20 protein-coding genes are annotated in these 16,885 nt (G+C 65.0%); 6 read left to right on the top strand and 14 right to left on the bottom strand.

What is annotated here, in order from left to right:
* Positions 1 to 41 precede the first annotated feature (41 nt).
* On the top strand, positions 42 to 935 hold the full coding sequence (locus CLM60_RS12660) for a LysR family transcriptional regulator (RefSeq protein ID WP_176473868.1): 894 nt from the start codon (positions 42 to 44) through the stop codon (positions 933 to 935).
* Here CLM60_RS12660 and ald read toward each other — a convergent pair.
* Entirely contained in the window at positions 911 to 2,032 is a 1,122-nt protein-coding gene (ald, locus tag CLM60_RS12655; RefSeq protein WP_095589500.1) for an alanine dehydrogenase, read from the bottom strand. The two genes, CLM60_RS12660 and ald, sit on opposite strands and share 25 nt — an antisense overlap.
* A gap of 135 nt (positions 2,033 to 2,167) precedes the next feature.
* Here ald and CLM60_RS12650 point away from each other — a divergent pair, with 135 nt between their 5' ends.
* The gene (locus CLM60_RS12650) at positions 2,168 to 2,626 is read left to right on the top strand and encodes an Lrp/AsnC family transcriptional regulator (protein WP_095589548.1); all 459 of its coding nucleotides are present in this window, start codon (positions 2,168 to 2,170) and stop codon (positions 2,624 to 2,626) included.
* Positions 2,627 to 2,700: 74 nt separating this feature from the next.
* Complete coding sequence (ppk2, locus tag CLM60_RS12645; protein ID WP_095589499.1) at positions 2,701 to 3,612, top strand: polyphosphate kinase 2; 912 nt, start codon at positions 2,701 to 2,703, stop codon at positions 3,610 to 3,612.
* 45 nt (positions 3,613 to 3,657) lie between these two features.
* Here ppk2 and CLM60_RS12640 read toward each other — a convergent pair whose 3' ends face one another.
* Positions 3,658 to 4,410 carry a DUF1013 domain-containing protein gene (locus tag CLM60_RS12640; RefSeq protein WP_095589498.1) on the bottom strand — a complete coding sequence of 251 codons (753 nt, stop codon included), beginning with the start codon at positions 4,408 to 4,410 and terminating at the stop codon, positions 3,658 to 3,660.
* A 125-nt stretch (positions 4,411 to 4,535) separates the two neighbouring features.
* Here CLM60_RS12640 and CLM60_RS12635 point away from each other — a divergent pair, with 125 nt between their 5' ends.
* Positions 4,536 to 5,165 (top strand): ribonuclease T2 family protein, encoded by a 630-nt coding sequence (locus tag CLM60_RS12635; RefSeq protein WP_095589497.1) that lies wholly within the window; start codon positions 4,536 to 4,538, stop codon positions 5,163 to 5,165.
* Positions 5,166 to 5,221: 56 nt separating this feature from the next.
* Here CLM60_RS12635 and CLM60_RS12630 read toward each other — a convergent pair whose 3' ends face one another.
* The 3 genes from CLM60_RS12630 to CLM60_RS12620 all read right to left on the bottom strand — a co-directional run bounded on the left by CLM60_RS12630 (position 5,222) and on the right by CLM60_RS12620 (position 7,703).
* On the bottom strand, positions 5,222 to 5,863 hold the full coding sequence (locus tag CLM60_RS12630) for a PEP-CTERM sorting domain-containing protein (protein WP_095589496.1): 642 nt from the start codon (positions 5,861 to 5,863) through the stop codon (positions 5,222 to 5,224).
* A gap of 155 nt (positions 5,864 to 6,018) precedes the next feature.
* The gene (locus CLM60_RS12625) at positions 6,019 to 6,996 is read right to left on the bottom strand and encodes an NAD(P)H-quinone oxidoreductase (protein WP_095589547.1); all 978 of its coding nucleotides are present in this window, start codon (positions 6,994 to 6,996) and stop codon (positions 6,019 to 6,021) included.
* An 8-nt stretch (positions 6,997 to 7,004) separates the two neighbouring features.
* The gene (locus tag CLM60_RS12620) at positions 7,005 to 7,703 is read right to left on the bottom strand and encodes a COQ9 family protein (RefSeq protein WP_095589546.1); all 699 of its coding nucleotides are present in this window, start codon (positions 7,701 to 7,703) and stop codon (positions 7,005 to 7,007) included.
* Between the two features lie 110 nt (positions 7,704 to 7,813).
* Between CLM60_RS12620 and rpsU the strand changes: the two genes are divergently transcribed.
* Positions 7,814 to 8,020, top strand: coding sequence for a 30S ribosomal protein S21 (rpsU, locus tag CLM60_RS12615; RefSeq protein WP_036556662.1), 207 nt, complete (start codon positions 7,814 to 7,816; stop codon positions 8,018 to 8,020).
* Positions 8,021 to 8,101: 81 nt separating this feature from the next.
* Here the strand turns inward: rpsU and CLM60_RS12610 are convergent, their stop codons facing one another.
* The 8 genes from CLM60_RS12610 to CLM60_RS12575 form a co-directional block, all read right to left on the bottom strand.
* Entirely contained in the window at positions 8,102 to 8,776 is a 675-nt protein-coding gene (locus CLM60_RS12610) for a maleylpyruvate isomerase N-terminal domain-containing protein (RefSeq protein WP_217983292.1), read from the bottom strand.
* Positions 8,773 to 9,879 carry a cupin domain-containing protein gene (locus CLM60_RS12605; protein WP_095589495.1) on the bottom strand — a complete coding sequence of 369 codons (1,107 nt, stop codon included), beginning with the start codon at positions 9,877 to 9,879 and terminating at the stop codon, positions 8,773 to 8,775. The genes CLM60_RS12610 and CLM60_RS12605 overlap by 4 nt, the downstream gene beginning before the upstream one ends.
* Before the next feature lie 22 nt (positions 9,880 to 9,901).
* Complete coding sequence (gene maiA, locus CLM60_RS12600) at positions 9,902 to 10,549, bottom strand: maleylacetoacetate isomerase (protein ID WP_095589494.1); 648 nt, start codon at positions 10,547 to 10,549, stop codon at positions 9,902 to 9,904.
* On the bottom strand, positions 10,546 to 11,244 hold the full coding sequence (locus CLM60_RS12595) for a fumarylacetoacetate hydrolase family protein (protein WP_095589493.1): 699 nt from the start codon (positions 11,242 to 11,244) through the stop codon (positions 10,546 to 10,548). Before CLM60_RS12595 ends, maiA begins: the two co-directional genes overlap by 4 nt.
* 2 nt (positions 11,245 to 11,246) lie before the next feature.
* Positions 11,247 to 12,428 (bottom strand): 3-hydroxybenzoate 6-monooxygenase, encoded by a 1,182-nt coding sequence (locus CLM60_RS12590; protein WP_095589492.1) that lies wholly within the window; start codon positions 12,426 to 12,428, stop codon positions 11,247 to 11,249.
* 18 nt (positions 12,429 to 12,446) lie between these two features.
* The gene (locus CLM60_RS12585; protein ID WP_095589491.1) at positions 12,447 to 13,838 is read right to left on the bottom strand and encodes a TRAP transporter large permease; all 1,392 of its coding nucleotides are present in this window, start codon (positions 13,836 to 13,838) and stop codon (positions 12,447 to 12,449) included.
* The gene (locus CLM60_RS12580; protein ID WP_095589490.1) at positions 13,831 to 14,328 is read right to left on the bottom strand and encodes a TRAP transporter small permease; all 498 of its coding nucleotides are present in this window, start codon (positions 14,326 to 14,328) and stop codon (positions 13,831 to 13,833) included. Before CLM60_RS12580 ends, CLM60_RS12585 begins: the two co-directional genes overlap by 8 nt.
* Before the next feature lie 65 nt (positions 14,329 to 14,393).
* Positions 14,394 to 15,419, bottom strand: coding sequence for a TRAP transporter substrate-binding protein (locus CLM60_RS12575; RefSeq protein ID WP_095589489.1), 1,026 nt, complete (start codon positions 15,417 to 15,419; stop codon positions 14,394 to 14,396).
* 147 nt (positions 15,420 to 15,566) lie between these two features.
* Between CLM60_RS12575 and CLM60_RS12570 the strand changes: the two genes are divergently transcribed.
* Positions 15,567 to 16,049: a MarR family winged helix-turn-helix transcriptional regulator gene (locus tag CLM60_RS12570; RefSeq protein ID WP_095589488.1), complete on the top strand. Its 483-nt coding sequence runs from the start codon at positions 15,567 to 15,569 to the stop codon at positions 16,047 to 16,049.
* Here CLM60_RS12570 and CLM60_RS12565 read toward each other — a convergent pair.
* On the bottom strand, positions 16,046 to 16,885 hold the full coding sequence (locus CLM60_RS12565) for a 3-oxoadipate:acetyl-CoA acetyltransferase (RefSeq protein ID WP_095589487.1): 840 nt from the start codon (positions 16,883 to 16,885) through the stop codon (positions 16,046 to 16,048). The genes CLM60_RS12570 and CLM60_RS12565 overlap by 4 nt on opposite strands.

The raw sequence follows: 16,885 nt of genomic DNA, 5'->3' as shown, positions 1-16,885 counted from the left end.
TGCGCATTGTCTCGCATTGCTTGTGCAATAATAATCGGGACATGCTGGATTGGAACGATCTGAGATTTATCCTTGAGACCGCGCGCCAGGGCGGGATCAGCGGCGCGGCCCGGGCGCTGGGCGTGAACCATGCCACGGTGGCGCGGCGCATCACCGCCGCCGAAGCCGCGTTGGGCGCGCGGCTGTTCGACCGGCTGGCGACGGGGTACATCCCGACCGAGGCCGGGCAGGACGCGGTGCGCACCGCCGAAGAGGTCGAGCGCGCCCAGCAGCAGCTGGACCGCCGGATCGGGGCGCGCGACGCAGGGCTGAAGGGGCCGTTGACCGTGACCGTGCCGCAATTGATGATCGAACGCATCCTGGCGCCGGTGCTGCGCGATTTCACCGCCGCGCATCCCGATATCGACCTGAAGATCGCCGCCACGAATGACATCCTGAACCTGTCCCGGCGCGAGGCCGACGTGGCCATCCGCCTGTCGAACAGCCCGGCGCCGACGCTGGTCGGGCGGCGGGTGTTGGAACAGCGCGCCGCCGTCTATGCCACGCCCGGGCTGATCGCGCGCGATCCCGGTGGGGCCGCGCCGCTGGACTGGATCCGGTTCGCCCATTGGCCCGGACCCCCGGCCGAGATCAAGGCGATCCGCCCCAACCTGAATGTGCGGCTGTCGGTCGATGACATGCTGGCCGCCATCGGCGCGGCGCGCGCTGGGATCGGGGCCACGCGCATGGCCTGTTTCCTGGGCGAGACCGACCCGGCCCTGCAACGGGTGCCGGGCCTGCCGGATTTTCCCTATGTGCCGGTCTGGGTGCTGACCCATCCCGACCTGCGGCATGTGCCGCGCATCCGGGCCTTTGTCGATTTCACGGTGGACCGGCTGCGCGGGCTGCGGCCGCTGTTCATGGGCGCCGCTCAGGCAGAGCCGACAGCGCTTTGAGGGGTGATCGCGTCCAGACCCAGCGCCGCACCCACGGCGGCGTTGGTCAATTGCCCGGCATTGACGTTCAGCCCGTTCAACAGATGCGGATCGTCCTGACAGGCGCGCTGCCATCCCTTGTTCGCCAGCGCCAGCAGGAACGGCATGGTCGCATTGCCAAGCGCGATGGTCGATGTGCGGGCCACGGCGCCCGGCATGTTGGCCACGCAGTAATGCATGATGCCGTCGACCTCATAAATCGGGTCCTGATGCGTGGTCGCGCGCGAGGTTTCGAAACACCCGCCCTGGTCGATGGCCACATCGACGATCGCCGCGCCGGGCTTCATCAGCGCCAGATCGGCGCGGCTGACCAGCTTGGGCGCCTCGGCCCCCGGGATCAGCACGGCGCCGACGACCATGTCGGCCTCGGCCAGCAGCTCGGCCATCGCCCCGGCCGAGGAATAGCGGTTGCGGAATTGCTGCCCGAACACGTCGTCCAGGTAACGCAGACGCGGCAGCGACCGGTCCAGCACGGTCACATCCGCACCCATCCCCGCCGCGACCCGCGCGGCATTGGTGCCGACGACACCGCCGCCGATCACCACCACCTTGGCCGGGCCCACGCCGGGCACGCCGCCCATCAGGACACCGCGCCCGCCATTGGCCTTTTGCAAGGTCCAGGCGCCGACCTGCGGGGCTAGCCGTCCCGCGACCTCGGACATGGGCGCCAGAAGGGGCAGGCCGCCTTGGGCATCGGTCACGGTCTCATAGGCGATGGCGGTGCAGCCGCTGTCCAGCAGATCGCGGGTCTGATCGGGATCGGGCGCCAGATGCAGATAGGTGAACAGAAGCTGCCCGTCGCGCAGCTTCTTGAGTTCCACGGCCTGCGGCTCTTTGACCTTCACGATCATGTCGGCTTCGGCAAAGACCGCATCGGCGGTGTCGGCCAGCGTCGCCCCGGCGGCAACGTAATCGGCATCCGTGAAGCCCGCGCCCAGCCCGGCGCCGGCCTCGACCAGCACCTGATGGCCATGGGCCACCGCCTCGGGCGCGGCATTGGGCGTCAGGCCCACGCGGTATTCCTGTGGTTTGATTTCCTTGGGGCAGCCGATGATCATGGCGTGTTTCCTTCCTGTTTTTCCCAGCTTTGACAGAACCGGCTGAAATTGCTTTTGAATCTGCGGGGATATTCGGGCAGGTTGCGGAAGAACCTTGCGCGATCCCGCGCCAACTTCGAAGAAACGTGTGTGATCATGCAACTTGACGAGACAGACCGCCGAATCCTGACGGTCTTGCAGAAAACCGGCCGCATCTCGAACGCCGAGCTTTCAGAACGGGTGAACCTTTCGGCCTCGGCCTGTCACCGGCGGGTGCACCGGCTGGAATCCGAAGGGTATATCCGGGATTATGTCGCGCTGGTCGATCCGCGCAAGATGGGCCGCCCCACGACCGTTTTCGTGGAAATCACCCTGTCGGCGCAGGCGGACGAGGTTCTGGATGCGTTCGAACGTCAGGTCGCGCTGATCCCCGATGTGCTGGAATGCCACCTGATGGCGGGCAAGTCGGATTACCTGTTGAAGGTGGTGGCGCAGGATGGCGACGATTTCGCCCGCATCCACCGCCGCTTTCTGGCGCGGCTGCCCGGGGTGGCGCAGATGCAATCGTCCTTTGCGCTGCGCACGGTGTTCAAGACCACGGCGATCCCGCTCTAGGCGCGGGGCGGGTGACATAAATCCTTCAACCCGGCCTGCTAAGCACATCCGGATCAAGGCGAAAGGGACCCTGCATGTCTGACGATGACGACAAACTCGACTGGCTCGAAGCCGAATTGCAGGACACGCTGGACGAGGATTTCGAGCTGGAAATCAGCGATCCGGTCCTGTCGATGGAGATCCGCAAGATCTATCGCCAGAAACATCCCGACATGCTGGATCGGCGGGTCTATTTCCGAAACCTGCTGCGCCTGCAGGCCGAGCTGATCAAGGTACAGGACTGGGTGCAGGAAACCGGCGCCAAGGTCTGTATCCTGTTCGAAGGCCGCGACAGCGCGGGCAAGGGGGGGGTGATCAAGCGGATCACCCAGCGGCTGAACCCGCGTGTGGCGCGGGTGGTGGCGCTGCCCGCGCCGAACCGGCGGGAACAAAGCCAGTGGTATTTCCAGCGCTACGTGCCGCACCTGCCCGCAGGGGGCGAAATCGTGTTGTTCGACCGGTCCTGGTACAACCGCGCGGGCGTCGAACGGGTGATGGGCTTTGCGACCGAGGATCAGGTCGAACAGTTCATGCAGGACGTTCCGGAATTCGAACGGATGCTGGTGCGGTCGGGCATCATCTTGTTGAAATACTGGTTTTCGATCACCGACGAGGAACAGCAGATGCGGTTCCTGATGCGCATTCACGACCCGATGAAACAGTGGAAACTATCGCCGATGGATCTGGAATCGCGCGTTCGGTGGGAACAGTACACCAAGGCCAAGGAGGCGATGTTCAAACGCACCAACATCCCCGAGGCGCCGTGGTACATCGTCGAGGGCAATGACAAGAAGCGCGAGCGGCTGAACTGCATCGAGCACATCCTGTCGAAGATCCCCTATCACGAGATCGAAAGCGAAAAGGTCGTGCTGCCGGAACGGGTCTATAACCCCGATTATGAACGGCAGGTGCTGCCGGATGAGCTGTACGTGCCCAAGATCTATTGACCGCAGGCCAAGAAAAAACCCGGCGCGGGGCCGGGTTTTTCTGGATCAGGGCTGTTCGTCTTCGTCGTCGCCGCTGTCGCCGGGCAGGTTGAAGAAGCTGTCGGCGTCGATCTCTTCTTCCTTGTCGCGCGGGTCCTCGTCGGGCTCGCTGAGCGAGAAGGTTTCAAGCCCCGAAATCGCGGTCGGGATCTTCGGCTCGGTTTCCATGGTCAGCGATTGTTCGGTGCTGACCAGCTTGCGGCGTTCGTCATCGCTCATCACCACGCCGTCGGCCGCCTTTTTCGAGGCAGCCTTCTGCACGGCGGCGTCCAGTTCGGACTGTTTGCACAGGCCCAGGGCGACGGGGTCGATGGGCTGCATGTTGGCGATGTTCCAATGCGTGCGCTCGCGGATCGACTGGATCGTCGGCTTGGTGGTGCCCACCAGCTTGGCGATCTGGCCGTCGGTCAGTTCGGGGTGGAACTTGACCAGCCACAGGATCGAATTCGGGCGGTCCTGGCGTTTGGACAGCGGGGTGTAACGCGGGCCACGGCGCTTTTCCTCGCCCACGGCGGCGGCGTTGAATTTCAGCTTCAGCTTGTGCAGGGGATCGGCCTCGGCCTTGTCGATCTCGTCCTGGGTCAGCTGATTGTTGGCAATCGGATCGAAGCCTTTCACGCCGGCGGCGACGTCGCCATCGGCAATGCCCTGCACCTCCAGCTCGTGCAGTTCGCAGAAATCGGCGATCTGCTTGAAGCTCAGCGTCGTGTTGTCCACCAGCCAGACGGCGGTCGCCTTTGCCATGATCGGTTTGGCCATTGGATTTCTCCTTCGAATACATCTTCCCCGTGCCGGGAAATCGGCTGGCCCAGCTGGCCGATATGTCGATTTCAGGAAGGGATTGCAGGGTATATAGTCGCCCGGCGAAGCAGAGGAAAGAGGAAATGCGCTGGATTGTTGTTCTGTTGCTGAGTGTCGGGCTGGCCCGGGCCGAGGGCGAGCGTGCGGGCGATTTCGATTATTACCTTCTGGCGCTCAGCTGGTCGCCGACCTGGTGCGCGCTGGAAGGTGACGACCGGGGCTCGCCGCAATGCGATGCCGATGCCGATTTCGGCTGGGTGCTGCACGGGCTTTGGCCGCAATACGAGGACGGCTGGCCCAGCTTCTGCCGTACCCCGGCGCGCGATCCGTCACGCGGACAGACCCGCGCGATGGCCGATATCATGGGCAGCTCCGGCCTGGCCTGGTATCAGTGGAAGAAGCACGGGCGCTGTACCGGGCTGAGCGCGCAGGACTATTACGACACCGCGCGCCGGGCCTTTGACGCGGTCGTGCGGCCCGATGTGTTCCGAAAGCTGTCAAAGCCCGTGAAGCTGCCCGCCAAGGTGGTGGAAGAGGCGTTTTTGAAGGAAAATCCGGGGCTGGAGCCCGATATGCTGACCGTCACCTGCAAGGCCGGTCGGATACAAGAGGTCCGCCTGTGCCTGACCAAGGATCTGGAGCCGCGGATCTGTGGCGCGGATACCGTGCGGGATTGCCGGATGCCGGACGCGCTGTTGCAGCATATCCGCTGAACGTCCCGGGGGCGGCCCATATGCCGCGCCCGGATTTTCACATTTACCGCAGGGGTTTAGCTTTTGCGGCGGCTGGCGCCGTAAAGCCCCGCCAGGGCCAGACCCAGCATCCCCAGCGCTGCGGGCACCGGTACCGGTGTGGCGCTGACCAGGTTCGCGCCGCTGCTGTTGGCGCTGAAATAGCTGATGTTCCAGCGTCCGGTTTCTGCGTCGGCCAGACCGTCCAGATAGGTCGCGGCCTTCTGGTATTTGGCGGCTTTGCCACGGATGCTGAAATCGCCGCTTTGCAGGTCCAGACCGGTGTCGCTGTCGGTCACGATTTCCCACAGGGCCAGCTGGAACCCGGCTGCGTCGGTCGCGTTCGACACCGACGCAAAGGCGCTGCTGTACAGGCGGTCGATATTGGCCTTGGCCGCCGTGCTGAGCGTATCGGTGGCCTTGTAGTCGTCGCTGGTATTGACGGCATGGAACGGGTCGATGGCCCAGGCCAGAAACGCGGCGCCATCGGTGTCCTGCAGGCGGATCAGGCCCGCGCGGGTCTTCATGGTTTCGCCGGACAGGCTATAGCTGACGGTGCTGGACCAGTTGGGGTGGCCAAAGGCGGTTTTGCCTTGGGTCTGCAACACGGTTGCTGCCGAAGCCGCCCCGGTCACACATGCCGCAACCACGGCCAGCACGGCGCTTTGCAAGATCTTCATCGTTCAAACTTCCACTTGTAAACGGTGTCTCTTGCGACGGGGAATAAGGCGAAAACATGGCGGGCGCCAGCGAAAAACAGCGCGCCCATCAAGATTGATTTTGCAGGGGAATCAGTGACCTGAGTTATGCCGGATTGTTTCGCTCCATGTGGCGATCAGACCGCCAGAACGATCTTGCCGATATGGGCCGAGCTTTCCATGCGCGCATGGGCATCAGCCGCGTTTTCCAGCGGGAATTCGGAATCCATCACCGGTGCAATCCGTCCCGCCGACAGCAGCGGCCAGACGCGGTCGCGCAGCGCCTCGGTAATCGCGGCCTTGGCCTGGTCGGATTGCGGGCGCAGGGTCGATCCGGTGATCGTCAGCCGCCGCATCATCACATGGGCGAAGTTCAGCGCGACCTTCGGCCCCTGCAGAAAGGCGATCTGCACCAGCCGCCCGTCATCGCCCAGCGCCTTGACGTTGCGCGGCAGGTAATCGCCGCCCACCATGTCCAGGATCAGGTTCGCGCCGCCCTCGGCGCGCAGTATATCGACGAAATCCTCGTCGCGGTAATTGATCGCCCGTTCCGCCCCCAGCCGGGTGCAGGCGGCGCATTTGTCATCCGAACCGGCGGTGGCAAAGACCCGCGCGCCGAACGCATGGGCCAGCTGGATCGCCGTGGTGCCGATGCCGGACGAGCCGCCATGGACCAAAAACCGCTCGCCCGCCTGCAACCCGCCGCGCATGAAGACGTTGGACCAGACGGTGAAGAAGGTTTCCGGCAGGCAGGCAGCCTGTTTCAGGTCCATGCCATCGGGGATGGGCAGCGCATGGGCGCCGGGCGTGGCCACATATTCGGCATAGCCCCCGCCGGGCAGCAGCGCGCAGACCTGATCGCCCACCGACCAGCCCGCGCCCGGGCCCGCCGCCACGACCTCTCCCGCGGCTTCCAGCCCGGGCAGGTCGCTGGCGCCCTTGGGCGGGGCATAGGACCCCGCGCGTTGCAGCGCGTCGGGCCGGTTCACCCCGGCATAGGCCACGCGGATCACAATCTCGCCCGCCTGGGGCGTCGGCACGGGCCGTTCGCACAGGCGCAGGACCTCGGGTCCGCCGGGTTCCGAAATCTCGACGGCGCGCATGGTGGTGGGCAGGGACATGGTTACTCCTGTTGGGGGTCTGCGAAATGGCCGGGCAGGTCGTCACGCCGGGCGCCCGGCGCACGGATCCCGGACAGCACGCGATCCGCCCCGGCCACGAAGGGCTTCAGCAGCGGGTTGCCGCGCACCTGGGATTTCAGCTTTTCGAACTGCATCACATTGTCGATCCGGCGATCCAGAAAGGCCCAGCTGCGTTCGTGATCCGGGCTGTCATCGCCCAGCCAGTACAGCACCGTCGACGAATAGACCCCCGACAGGGTCGCGCGTTTCGAATACCAGTTGATGTCCTGCGACGTGTCGCCCAGGGCGGTCCAGATCCGGTCGGCGGTGCCCCAGATCATGCGCGCGCCTTCGGCGCTGTTTTGCGGCAACGAGAACAGAGTGACGCCGCGCCGCACCAGCTCCTTGTCGCCGACCGCTTCCAGCCGGTACCGCACAGCGGCGGCCACCCGGTCGCGAAAGCGCAGCGCCGACAGGTCGGTTTCAGCCAGCCGGTCCACCATCGCCTGATCGCCGCGCTGGTGATAGGCGATCGCCAGGTCCAGCGCCCCGCGCGGGCACAGGCTGCGCGCCAGATCCGGGGCCAGCCCGGTATCGTCGATGGCGGCGCGAAAGCTGGCCTCGGTCCAGCCATCAAAGGGCACATGGGTCAGCGCCGCATCCAGCAGCGCGGATTTTGGCTCTGAAGTCGGGTCGGTCATGGGCTGCTCCATTCGCTTGGGCGCATGCTAGACAACTTAGCCGCGCTTTGCTATACGGCCACTTCCTGCGATTGACCGAAACTCCAGACTAGAAAGGTGGTGAAAACCACATGCAGGTTAGCGTTCGCGACAACAATGTCGATCAGGCCCTTCGTGCTCTGAAGAAAAAGCTTCAGCGTGAGGGTGTTTTCCGTGAGATGAAACTCCGTCAACACTTCGAGAAGCCGTCTGAGAAAAAAGCACGCGAAAAGGCCGAGGCGATTCGCCGGGCTCGCAAGCTGGCGCGCAAGAAAGCGCAGCGCGAGGGTATGCTCTAAGCATCCCTGACATATGACCGGCCGTTTCGGCCGATGACGATCCCCCGTGGCCCTGCCCGGGGGTTTGTTATTTTCAGGGGGTCAGAACGGCCAGTCTTCGGGCATGTCGGACGGGCTGGGCTGGCCCAGCGGGCGGCGGCCCATGGCGTGCGTCGCCAGATAGGCATCGGGCGTTGTGTCCGCATCAGCGGCCAGCGCCGCCAGCAGGTCGCGGGGGACGTCGCGCGCCCGCGCCCCGGCATCCAGGTCCAGCGCATGCAGCCACAATTCACGGGCGCGCAGCAGGGGGGTGTCAGCGATGGGCAGCGGCGCCCCGTCCAGCCCGGTGCCGGATTTTTGCCAGTCACCATCCGTCAGGTCGCGCCATTCGACGTTCAAATGCACCTCGGCATGTTGGAACAGGTGGCGCAAGGCGCGGTCGGGCAGGGTGGCCCCCCGGGTGATTTCCGCCGTGCGCATGTCAACCGACGGGTAAAGCGGGGCGGGGTCCCCGGCACGGACAGCACCCGCCATATTGGCGAAGGCCCGCCCGTTATAGGCGACATGCGCCACCAGATGCCGCCGCGACCAGCCGGGCATCCGGCTTGGCCTGTCCAGATCGGCGGGCGACAGGTCATTCAGCAGCCGCGCGAAATAGGCCGTGCCCCGCCGCGCCCAGGCCAGTTGCGCCGCTGGGGCACCCGGCGCGTCATATCGCGCGCCCGCGCCCTGACGCGCGCGCAGGTCGGCGCGCGCTGCGTCGTCTATGGTGATCATCGGTCCGCGCTTTCGACCTGTGTGCGCATGAAATGCAGCCGTTCCATGATCGGCGCGTCCGAGAAGCGGAACAGGTCGAACTGCGTTTCGGCCTGTAGCGACCATGGCACCCAGCTTGGCACGACGAACATGTCGCCCTTTTCCAGCTTGGTCGTCTTGCCGTCCAGCACCACAGCACCCGTGCCTTCGAACACCTGGAAGACGGTCGAGCCGACCTCGCGCCGTGTGGGCGTTTCGACGCCCGCGCGCAGGCGGTGGAATTCGGCGCGGATCGTGGGCATCACGTCGCCGCCGGTGGTGGGGTTAACATAGCGGATCGCGGCATGGCCCTGTTCGACGGTGGCGGGCTGGCCCTCATCCTCCAGCAGCAGCTGTTCGGTCAGGGCGCGGTCGGTGAATTCCCAGCGATAGGCACCGATGGGCGAGCTGACGGTGTCGTTCAGCTGTGACAGCGGGCGCAGGCCCGGGTGGCACCACAGCCGCTCACCCTGGGAATAGTTCGGCGTGGCGTTGTCGGTCACCCGTTCCGAGCCGAATTCGAAGAAGCCCACATCCATCTGCTGGCTGAACGGGATGTCCAGCCCATCGATCCAGGCCATGGGTTCGGTCGCCACATTGTGGTGGCCGTGGAAATTCCAGCCCGGCGTCAGCAACAGATCGCCCCGGCTCATCCGTACCGGGTCGCCATTGACGACAGTCCAGACGCCCTCGCCCTCGACCACGAAGCGGAAGGCGTTCTGTGAATGGCGGTGTTCGGGGGCGTTTTCGCCCGGGCACAGGTACTGGATCGCGCACCAGAGCGTCGGGCTGACATAGGCATTGCCGCCCAGCCCGGGATTGGCCAGACCGATGGCGCGGCGCTCGCCGCCCCGGCCCACCGGCACCAGCTCGCCCGATTTTTCGGCCAGCGGCAGCAGGGTCGACCATTTCCAGACATGCGGCACCGCCTTGGGCGCGGGCGTCATGGGCATCAGATCGCCCAGTTGGGTCCAGAGCGGCAGCAGGTTCGCGGCCTCGAACCCCTTGTACAGCTCGCGCAGCGCGGGCGTGTCCTCGGGCTGCATGCCGTGTTCGACCGTTTCGTGATCCATGTCGTTCATCATTTGGTCTTCCTCCGATGCGGTGTCAGATGGCGTCCGGTTGGTTTGGCGGGGCGGCGTCCTGGAAGGCGGGCAGCGCGTCCAGCCGGTCGAAGATCGCCGCGATGGTGGGCCAGCCGTCCAGCGGGATGCCGAAGCGGCGGTTGTTCCAGACCTGGGCGTACAGGCAGCAATCGGCGAAACCGGGCGTGTCGCCGTGGCAGAAATCGCCCGTTGCGGCATCGCGCGCCAGCGTGGTTTCCAGCGCGTCGAACGTGGTGGTGACCCAATGGGTGAACCAGGCTTTCTGCGCCGCTTCATCGGCGCCGAATTGCTCGCCCAGCCGCCCCAGAACCCGCAGGTTGTTCAGCGGGTGGATCTCGCACGCGATCATATAGGCCAGCGCCCGCACCCGGGCCCGCGCCAGCGGAGCGGACGGCAGCAAGGCCGGGTCGGGGTAGGTTTCCTCCAGCCACTCCATGATCGCCAGCGACTGGGTCAGAACCGTGCTGTCATCCAGTTCCAGCGCGGGGACAAGCCCCGCGGGGTTCTTGGCCAGATAGGCCGGCGCCTGATGTTCCTTTTTGCGCAACGCGTAAGAGACCTGGTCATAAGACAGCCCCTTGAGGTTCAACGCCGCCCGCAGCCGGGTCGAGGTCGACGAGCGAAAGAAGTTGTGCAGCGTCAGGGTCATGACGCGCGTTCGCCGATGGTGGTGGTGACCGCGCCCAGACCGTCGATGGACACGACGCAGACATCGCCCGGCACCAGCGGACCCACGCCTTCGGGCGTGCCGGTCATGATCAGGTCGCCCGGTGCCAGCGTGATGGAATGCGACAGGATCGACACGATCTCGGGCACCGACCAGATCAGCTTGATCACATCGCTGTCCTGTTTGGTTTCGCCGTTGACGGTCAGCTTGATCTGGCCCTTGTCGATATGGCCGACCTGCGCCACCGGATGCACCGGCCCGATCACCGCCGACCGGTCGAACGCCTTGCCCCAGTCCCAGGGGCGGCCTTTCTCGCGCGCGTCCAGTTGCAGGTCGCGCCGGGTCAGGTCATTGCCGATGGCATAGCCCCAGATATGCGACAGGCTGTCACCCTCGGCGATGTTCGCGCCGCCGGTGCCGATGGCCAGCACCAGTTCGGCCTCGTAATGCAGGTTCTCGGTCTCGGGCGGATAGGCGACGGTTTCGCCATCCATCACCACCGCATCGGCGGGCTTGGTGAAAAAGAACGGCGCGTCGCGGGTCGGGTCCTTGCCCATTTCGCGCGCGTGGGCGGCATAGTTGCGCCCGACGCAGAAGATCCGGCGCACCGGGAAGCGGTCCTCGGACCCGGCAACGGCGACCGAGGCCTGGGGGGCGGGGGGGAATACATAGCTCATCTTCAGTTCTCCAATCCATTGCTGCCGTAAAGCCAGGACAGCTGGTTGTACCAATCGTCAGGGGTCATCCCCTGCATCACGTGATTTCGGACGGCGGCCTTGGCGTCATCGGGGTGATAGATGTATTCGCCGATCAGGCGGCTGTTCATCTGCACCCGCGCGGTGCGCACGCGGCGCTGCGACTGATAGGCCTGAAGCCCCTGTTCCACGTCGTCGCAATTCTCGAAGATATGGGCCAGGCAGACCGCATCCTCCATCGCCATGCAGGCGCCTTGGGCGAAATATTGCAGCATCGGATGCGCCGCATCGCCCAGAAGCGCCACGCGCCCGTCGACCCAGTTGGAAATCGGCTCGCGGTCGCACAGCACCCACAGTTTCCAGTTGTCGCCATGTTCGATGATCTGGCGCGCGCGGGGGGCGATATGTTCGAACCCTTGTGCGACCTCCTCGACCGGGACGGGCTTGCCGGCGATCGCCTCCTGCACGTCGCGGTGATAGGTGACGACCAGGTTGAACACCTTCCAGCCCTTCAGCGGGTAATGCACGATGTGGCATTTCGGCCCGGCCCAAAGCGTCGCGGCGTTCCAGCGCAAATCCTCGGGCATCTGTTCGGTCGGAATGACCGAGCGATAGGTGGTGTGGCCCGAAATCCGCGGTTCGCCATCGCCGATCATCTGCGCCCGGATGGGCGAACGCAGCCCCTCGGCCCCGATCAGCGCGCGGCCCTTGATCGGATCGCGCCCGTCCAGCAGCAGGGTGACCGAGCTGCCATCCTGTTCATAGCCGGTGACCTTGTGATCGGTGCGCAGGTCGATCAGGTCCGATTTCTGGCAGTAATCCAGCAGAACGCCATGCAGATCGGCCCGGTGGACCACCGCATAGGGGTTCTTGAACCGTTCGCGAAAGGGCTCGTCCAGCGGGATCGCGGTGATATCCTCGCCCGTCTGGGCATCCATCAGCCGCAGCTTGTCGATATAGACCGCGACGGCGCGTGCCTGATCGCCGACGCCCAGATAGTCGAAACAGTGAAATGCGTTCGGCCCGATCTGGATACCCGCGCCGATCTCGCCCAGTTTCGGCGCCTGTTCGACGACGATGCTGCGCTGTCCTTTCCTGGCCAGACCGCAAGCCGCAGCCAGTCCGCCGATGCCACCACCGGCGATTATGATGGGTTCAGTTGTCATGTCCCTACCTTTTGATACTCAGCCGCCAAGCAATCGCGGCAAGGTCAGTGTAAGTGCGGGCAAAGCCAACAGGATGCCCACACGGACGAGTTCGGCGCCCAGAAACGGTGTGACGCCCTTGAATACGGTGCCCATGCCGATGTCCCGGTTGAGCGACGAGATGATGAAGACATTCAGCCCCACGGGCGGGGTGATCAGGCCCAGTTCGACCACGATCAGGGCCAATATCCCGAACCAGATCTTCAGGCTTTCGTTGTCCATGCCATAGGCGGCGGTTTCGGCGGTGACATAGTCGCCCCCGTTCAGCGCCACGAGGGTCGGCCAGAAGAACGGCACCACCACCAGGATCATCGCCAGGCTTTCCATGAAACAGCCCAGCAGCATGAAGATCGCCAGCATGATGATCAGCACCACGAAGGGATCGAAGCCGCTGGCCATGGCCCAGTCCGACAGGGTCGCGGGCAGGCCCGAGCGGGTGAAGAAGCCCTTCAGCACCTCGGCCCCGAACAGGATCAGATAGATCATGCCGGCGGTCACGGCGGTCTGGCGGATCGCGTCGATCAGCCCGGCAAAGCTCAACCCCTCGCCGGTGATCCACTTCAGCGCAAAGCCGTAGACCATGATCAGGAAGACACCGATGCTGGCGGCGGGGGTGGGGGTGAACAGGCCCAGCCCCAGGCCAAGGATGATCGCGCCGAAGATCACGATCACCGGCACCAGCCGCCGGATCGCGGCGCGGCGTTCATCGGCGGGCATCGGGCCGGGTTCGGGCGCCAGATCGGGGCGCGCGCGGACCATGACCGCGATCACGATGGTAAATGTTGCCACCGCCATCAGCCCGGGGATCAGCGCGGCCTGGAACATCTGCAGGATCGAGCCTTCGACGATCACCGCATAGATCACCAGCGCGACCGAGGGCGGGATCAGGATGCCCAGCGTGCCGCCAGCCGCCAGCGCGCCCGAGGCAAGCGACGGCGCATAGCCCAGCCGCAGCAGTTCCGGCAGCGCGACGCGCCCCATGGTGGCCGCCGTCGCCAGGCTGGAGCCGCAGACGGCACCGAAACCGCCACAGGCGGTGACGGCGGCCATGGCCACACCGCCCCGGCGCCTGGCCAACAGCGCCTCGAGCCCCTTGAACAGGTCCTGGCTCAACCGTGCCTCGCTGGCGATGAAGCCCATCAGGATGAACAGCGGCAGCACCGACAGCTCGTAACTGGCGACGTTTTCCCACAGCAGCGACTTGAATTGCCGCAGGTAGGGCACGAAGCGCACATGAGACACCGCAAGGCTCAGCGCCCAGGTGCCGCCGATGCCGACAAAGATCATCGCCAGCCCAACCGGCATCCGCAGCGCCAGCAGGCCGAACAGAACGGCCAGGCCGATCAGGCCGATGATTTCGGGATCAAGCATGATGGCGCGCCCCCGGGATCTGGGTCAGGGCGATGGCGGCCCACAGGATAAGCGCGGCAATACCCGGGGCATAGAACGGCCATTCCGGCAGGCCCAGCACACCGGTGATCACGCCGTCGTCGCGCTTTTCGAACAGCCCGTGCACCATCCACCAGGCCAGGAACAGCGCGATCCCGGCGGTCAGCAGCAGCCAGACCCGTTCCAGCGCGGTCTTGATCACCTGCGGCAGGCGCGCCACGAACAGGTCAACGGCCACATGCCCGCGTTTCATCTGGCAATAGGGAAAGAACATCAGCGCCGCGACGGAAATCGACAGCCGCACCAGTTCCTCGTACCCGGGCAGGGCCGAGACATCGGAGCCGAACAGCCCGGCGATCCGGTCCAGGATCAACGCCCCGGCGTTAAGCGTCGTGACAAGCACGATAAAGATGACAACGGCGCCACCGATCAGCGCGAAAAGATCGGCGGTCCGCTCCAGCAGGCGGGTCATGCGGGGCCCTTTCAGGCAGAAGTTTCGGATGCGGGGGACATTCGCCCCCCCCCCGGCGATGGCGCTTACTGCGCGGCGTTCACGGCTGCACGGGCGGCGTCGACCAGCGCGGCGCCGTCGATGCCCTGTGCGGTGACATCCTCGATCCAGCGGTCGACGACCGCCTGGTTCATGGCCTCGAACTTGGCGCCTTCCTCGGCACTGACAACGGTGGGGGTGATCCCCTTGCCGGCCAGCGCGTCCAGGCCGCTTTGTTCGAACCCTTCCCACATCTGGCCGATCTCGGCCGAGACATTGGTCAGCGCATGGGCGTCGATCACCGCCTTCAGCTCGTCATCAAGCCCGGCATAGGTGTCTTTGTTCATCGCCAGCATGAAGACGGCGGTACCGAACCGGTCGCCATCGGGCAGCTCGGTCACGTATTTGTCCAGCTCCTGCAGCTTCAGCGCGGGCACGATCTCGTATGTGGTCAGCGCGCCATCGACGACGCCTTTGGACATCGCCTCGGGCAGGGCGGGCACCGGCATGGCCACGGGTTCGGCGCCCATGCCCTCGATCACCCAGGCGCCGGTGCGGCCCGGCGTGCGCAGCTTCATGCCCGCAACGTCATCAAGCGTTTCGACCGGCTTGGTGGCCGAATGGATCAGGTTGCCGTCATGGGTGTGCAGGAACAGGACCTTGATGTCCTTGAAATCGTCAGCCAGCAGGTCGAACGATGCGTTCAGCGCCTGGGTCGTGGCCGCGGCCGAGCCGCGATGCACGGTCGGCAGCTCGAAAACCTCGGTCCGGGGGAAGACGCCGGGGGTATAGCCCAGCAGCGTCCAGACGATATCGGCGGTGCCGTCGCGCACCTGGCTGTACAGCTCGCCCGGTTTGCCGCCCATCGACATGGCGGGGAAGATTTCGACCTTGATGCGGCCATCGCTGGCCTCGGTCACGTCATCGGCCCAGCCTTGCAGCATCAGCTTGTGCGCATTGGCGGCCGGCGACAGGAAATGGTGCATCAGCAGCGTGACATCCTCGGCCTTGGCCGATCCGGCGAAAAGGGCGCAGCTGGCCAGGGTCCCCAAAAGGGCTGATTTGAAAGTCATCGCGTTTCCTCCCGTACGCAATTAGTATGTACGCATATCGTAAGTATGCTTAGCATTGACATGAGTCAACATACTAAGCTTGCTCATTCCCGGTCACGTGTCACCCGTGATTGGTGTCGCTCAGATGAAATCTGGTAAAGTGAAGTTATGAAACTGGAAATCTACAATATGGCGGGCCACCTGATCCGGCGGCTCAACCAGATCTCGGTATCGATCTTTCAGGACCGGATGAAATCCAACGGAATCGATCTGACTCCGGTGCAATTTGCGGCGCTGAACGCGATTCGGGTCAATCCCGGGATCGATCAGGCCAGCCTGGCGGGGCTGATCGCCTATGACCGGGCCACGATCGGCGGGGTGGTCGATCGGCTGGAATCAAAGGGCTATGTCGCGCGCAAGGTCAGCGCGCGTGACCGCCGCGCGCGGGTTGCGACCCTGACCGAGCCGGGCCGCGCGCTGTTGGCCCGGGTGATGCCGCTGGTACAGGATCTGCAACAGGACATCCTGGGCGGGTTGGACCCGCAGGAGCAGCAGGAATTCCTGCGGCTGGCGACCAAGGCCGCCGATGCGGGCAACCACCTGAGCCGGGCGCCGCTGGTCGATCCCGGCGACGCCAGGGCGGGCGATTAAGCCGCGGGCGAAAGGCCCAGGATCTGACGCGCCTGCTGCCAGCTGGCCACGGGGCGTTCGTATTTGTCGCAAATCTCGGCCACGCGGCGCACCAGCGCGGCATTCGACGGCGCCAGCGTCGTCTTGTTCAGGCGCACGTTGTCCTCAAGCCCGGTGCGGGCATGGCCACCGTTGCTGACGGCCCAGTCGTTCAGTGTGATCTGCTCGCGCCCGATCCCGGCGGCGCACCAGGGCACATCCGCGCCGAACAGCCGCTTGACCGTGTGGATATAGTATTCGAATACATCGCGATCGACGGTCATGGCGTTCTTGACCCCCATCACGAATTGCACATAGGGGCGTTCCGCAATCTCGCCGCGTTCCCACATTGCCTTTGCCTGCAGGATATGGCTCAGGTCAAAGGCCTCGATCTCGGGCTTTACGCCGTGTTCGACCATCTCGCTGGCCAGCCATTGCACCAGATCCGGCGGGTTCTCGTAGACGCGGGTCGGGAAATTGTTCGACCCTACGGAAAGCGAGGCCATGTCCGGTTGCAGCGGCAGCATCCCGCCACGGGTCTGTCCCGCGCCAGAGCGCCCGCCGGTTGAAAACTGGATGATCATCCCCGGGCAGTGCTTTTCCAGCCCCTCTTTCAGGCGGGCGAATTTCTCGGGGTCGGAACTGGGCGTGCCATCGTCGTTGCGGACATGGGCGTGAACGATGGCGGCGCCAGCCTCGAACGCTTCATGCGTGCTTTCGACCTGTTCGCCGACCGTGATCGGCACGGCGGGGTTGTCGGATTTCTGCGGCAGCGATCCGGTGATCGCCACGCAGATGATGCAGGGGGTCTGGGACAT

It is taken from the genome of Actibacterium ureilyticum (genome assembly GCF_002285435.1).
Classification (GTDB): domain Bacteria; phylum Pseudomonadota; class Alphaproteobacteria; order Rhodobacterales; family Rhodobacteraceae; genus Actibacterium_C; species Actibacterium_C ureilyticum.
The sequence above is the reverse complement of the archived record's forward strand: the minus strand, read 5'-3'. Positions and strand labels throughout refer to the sequence as shown.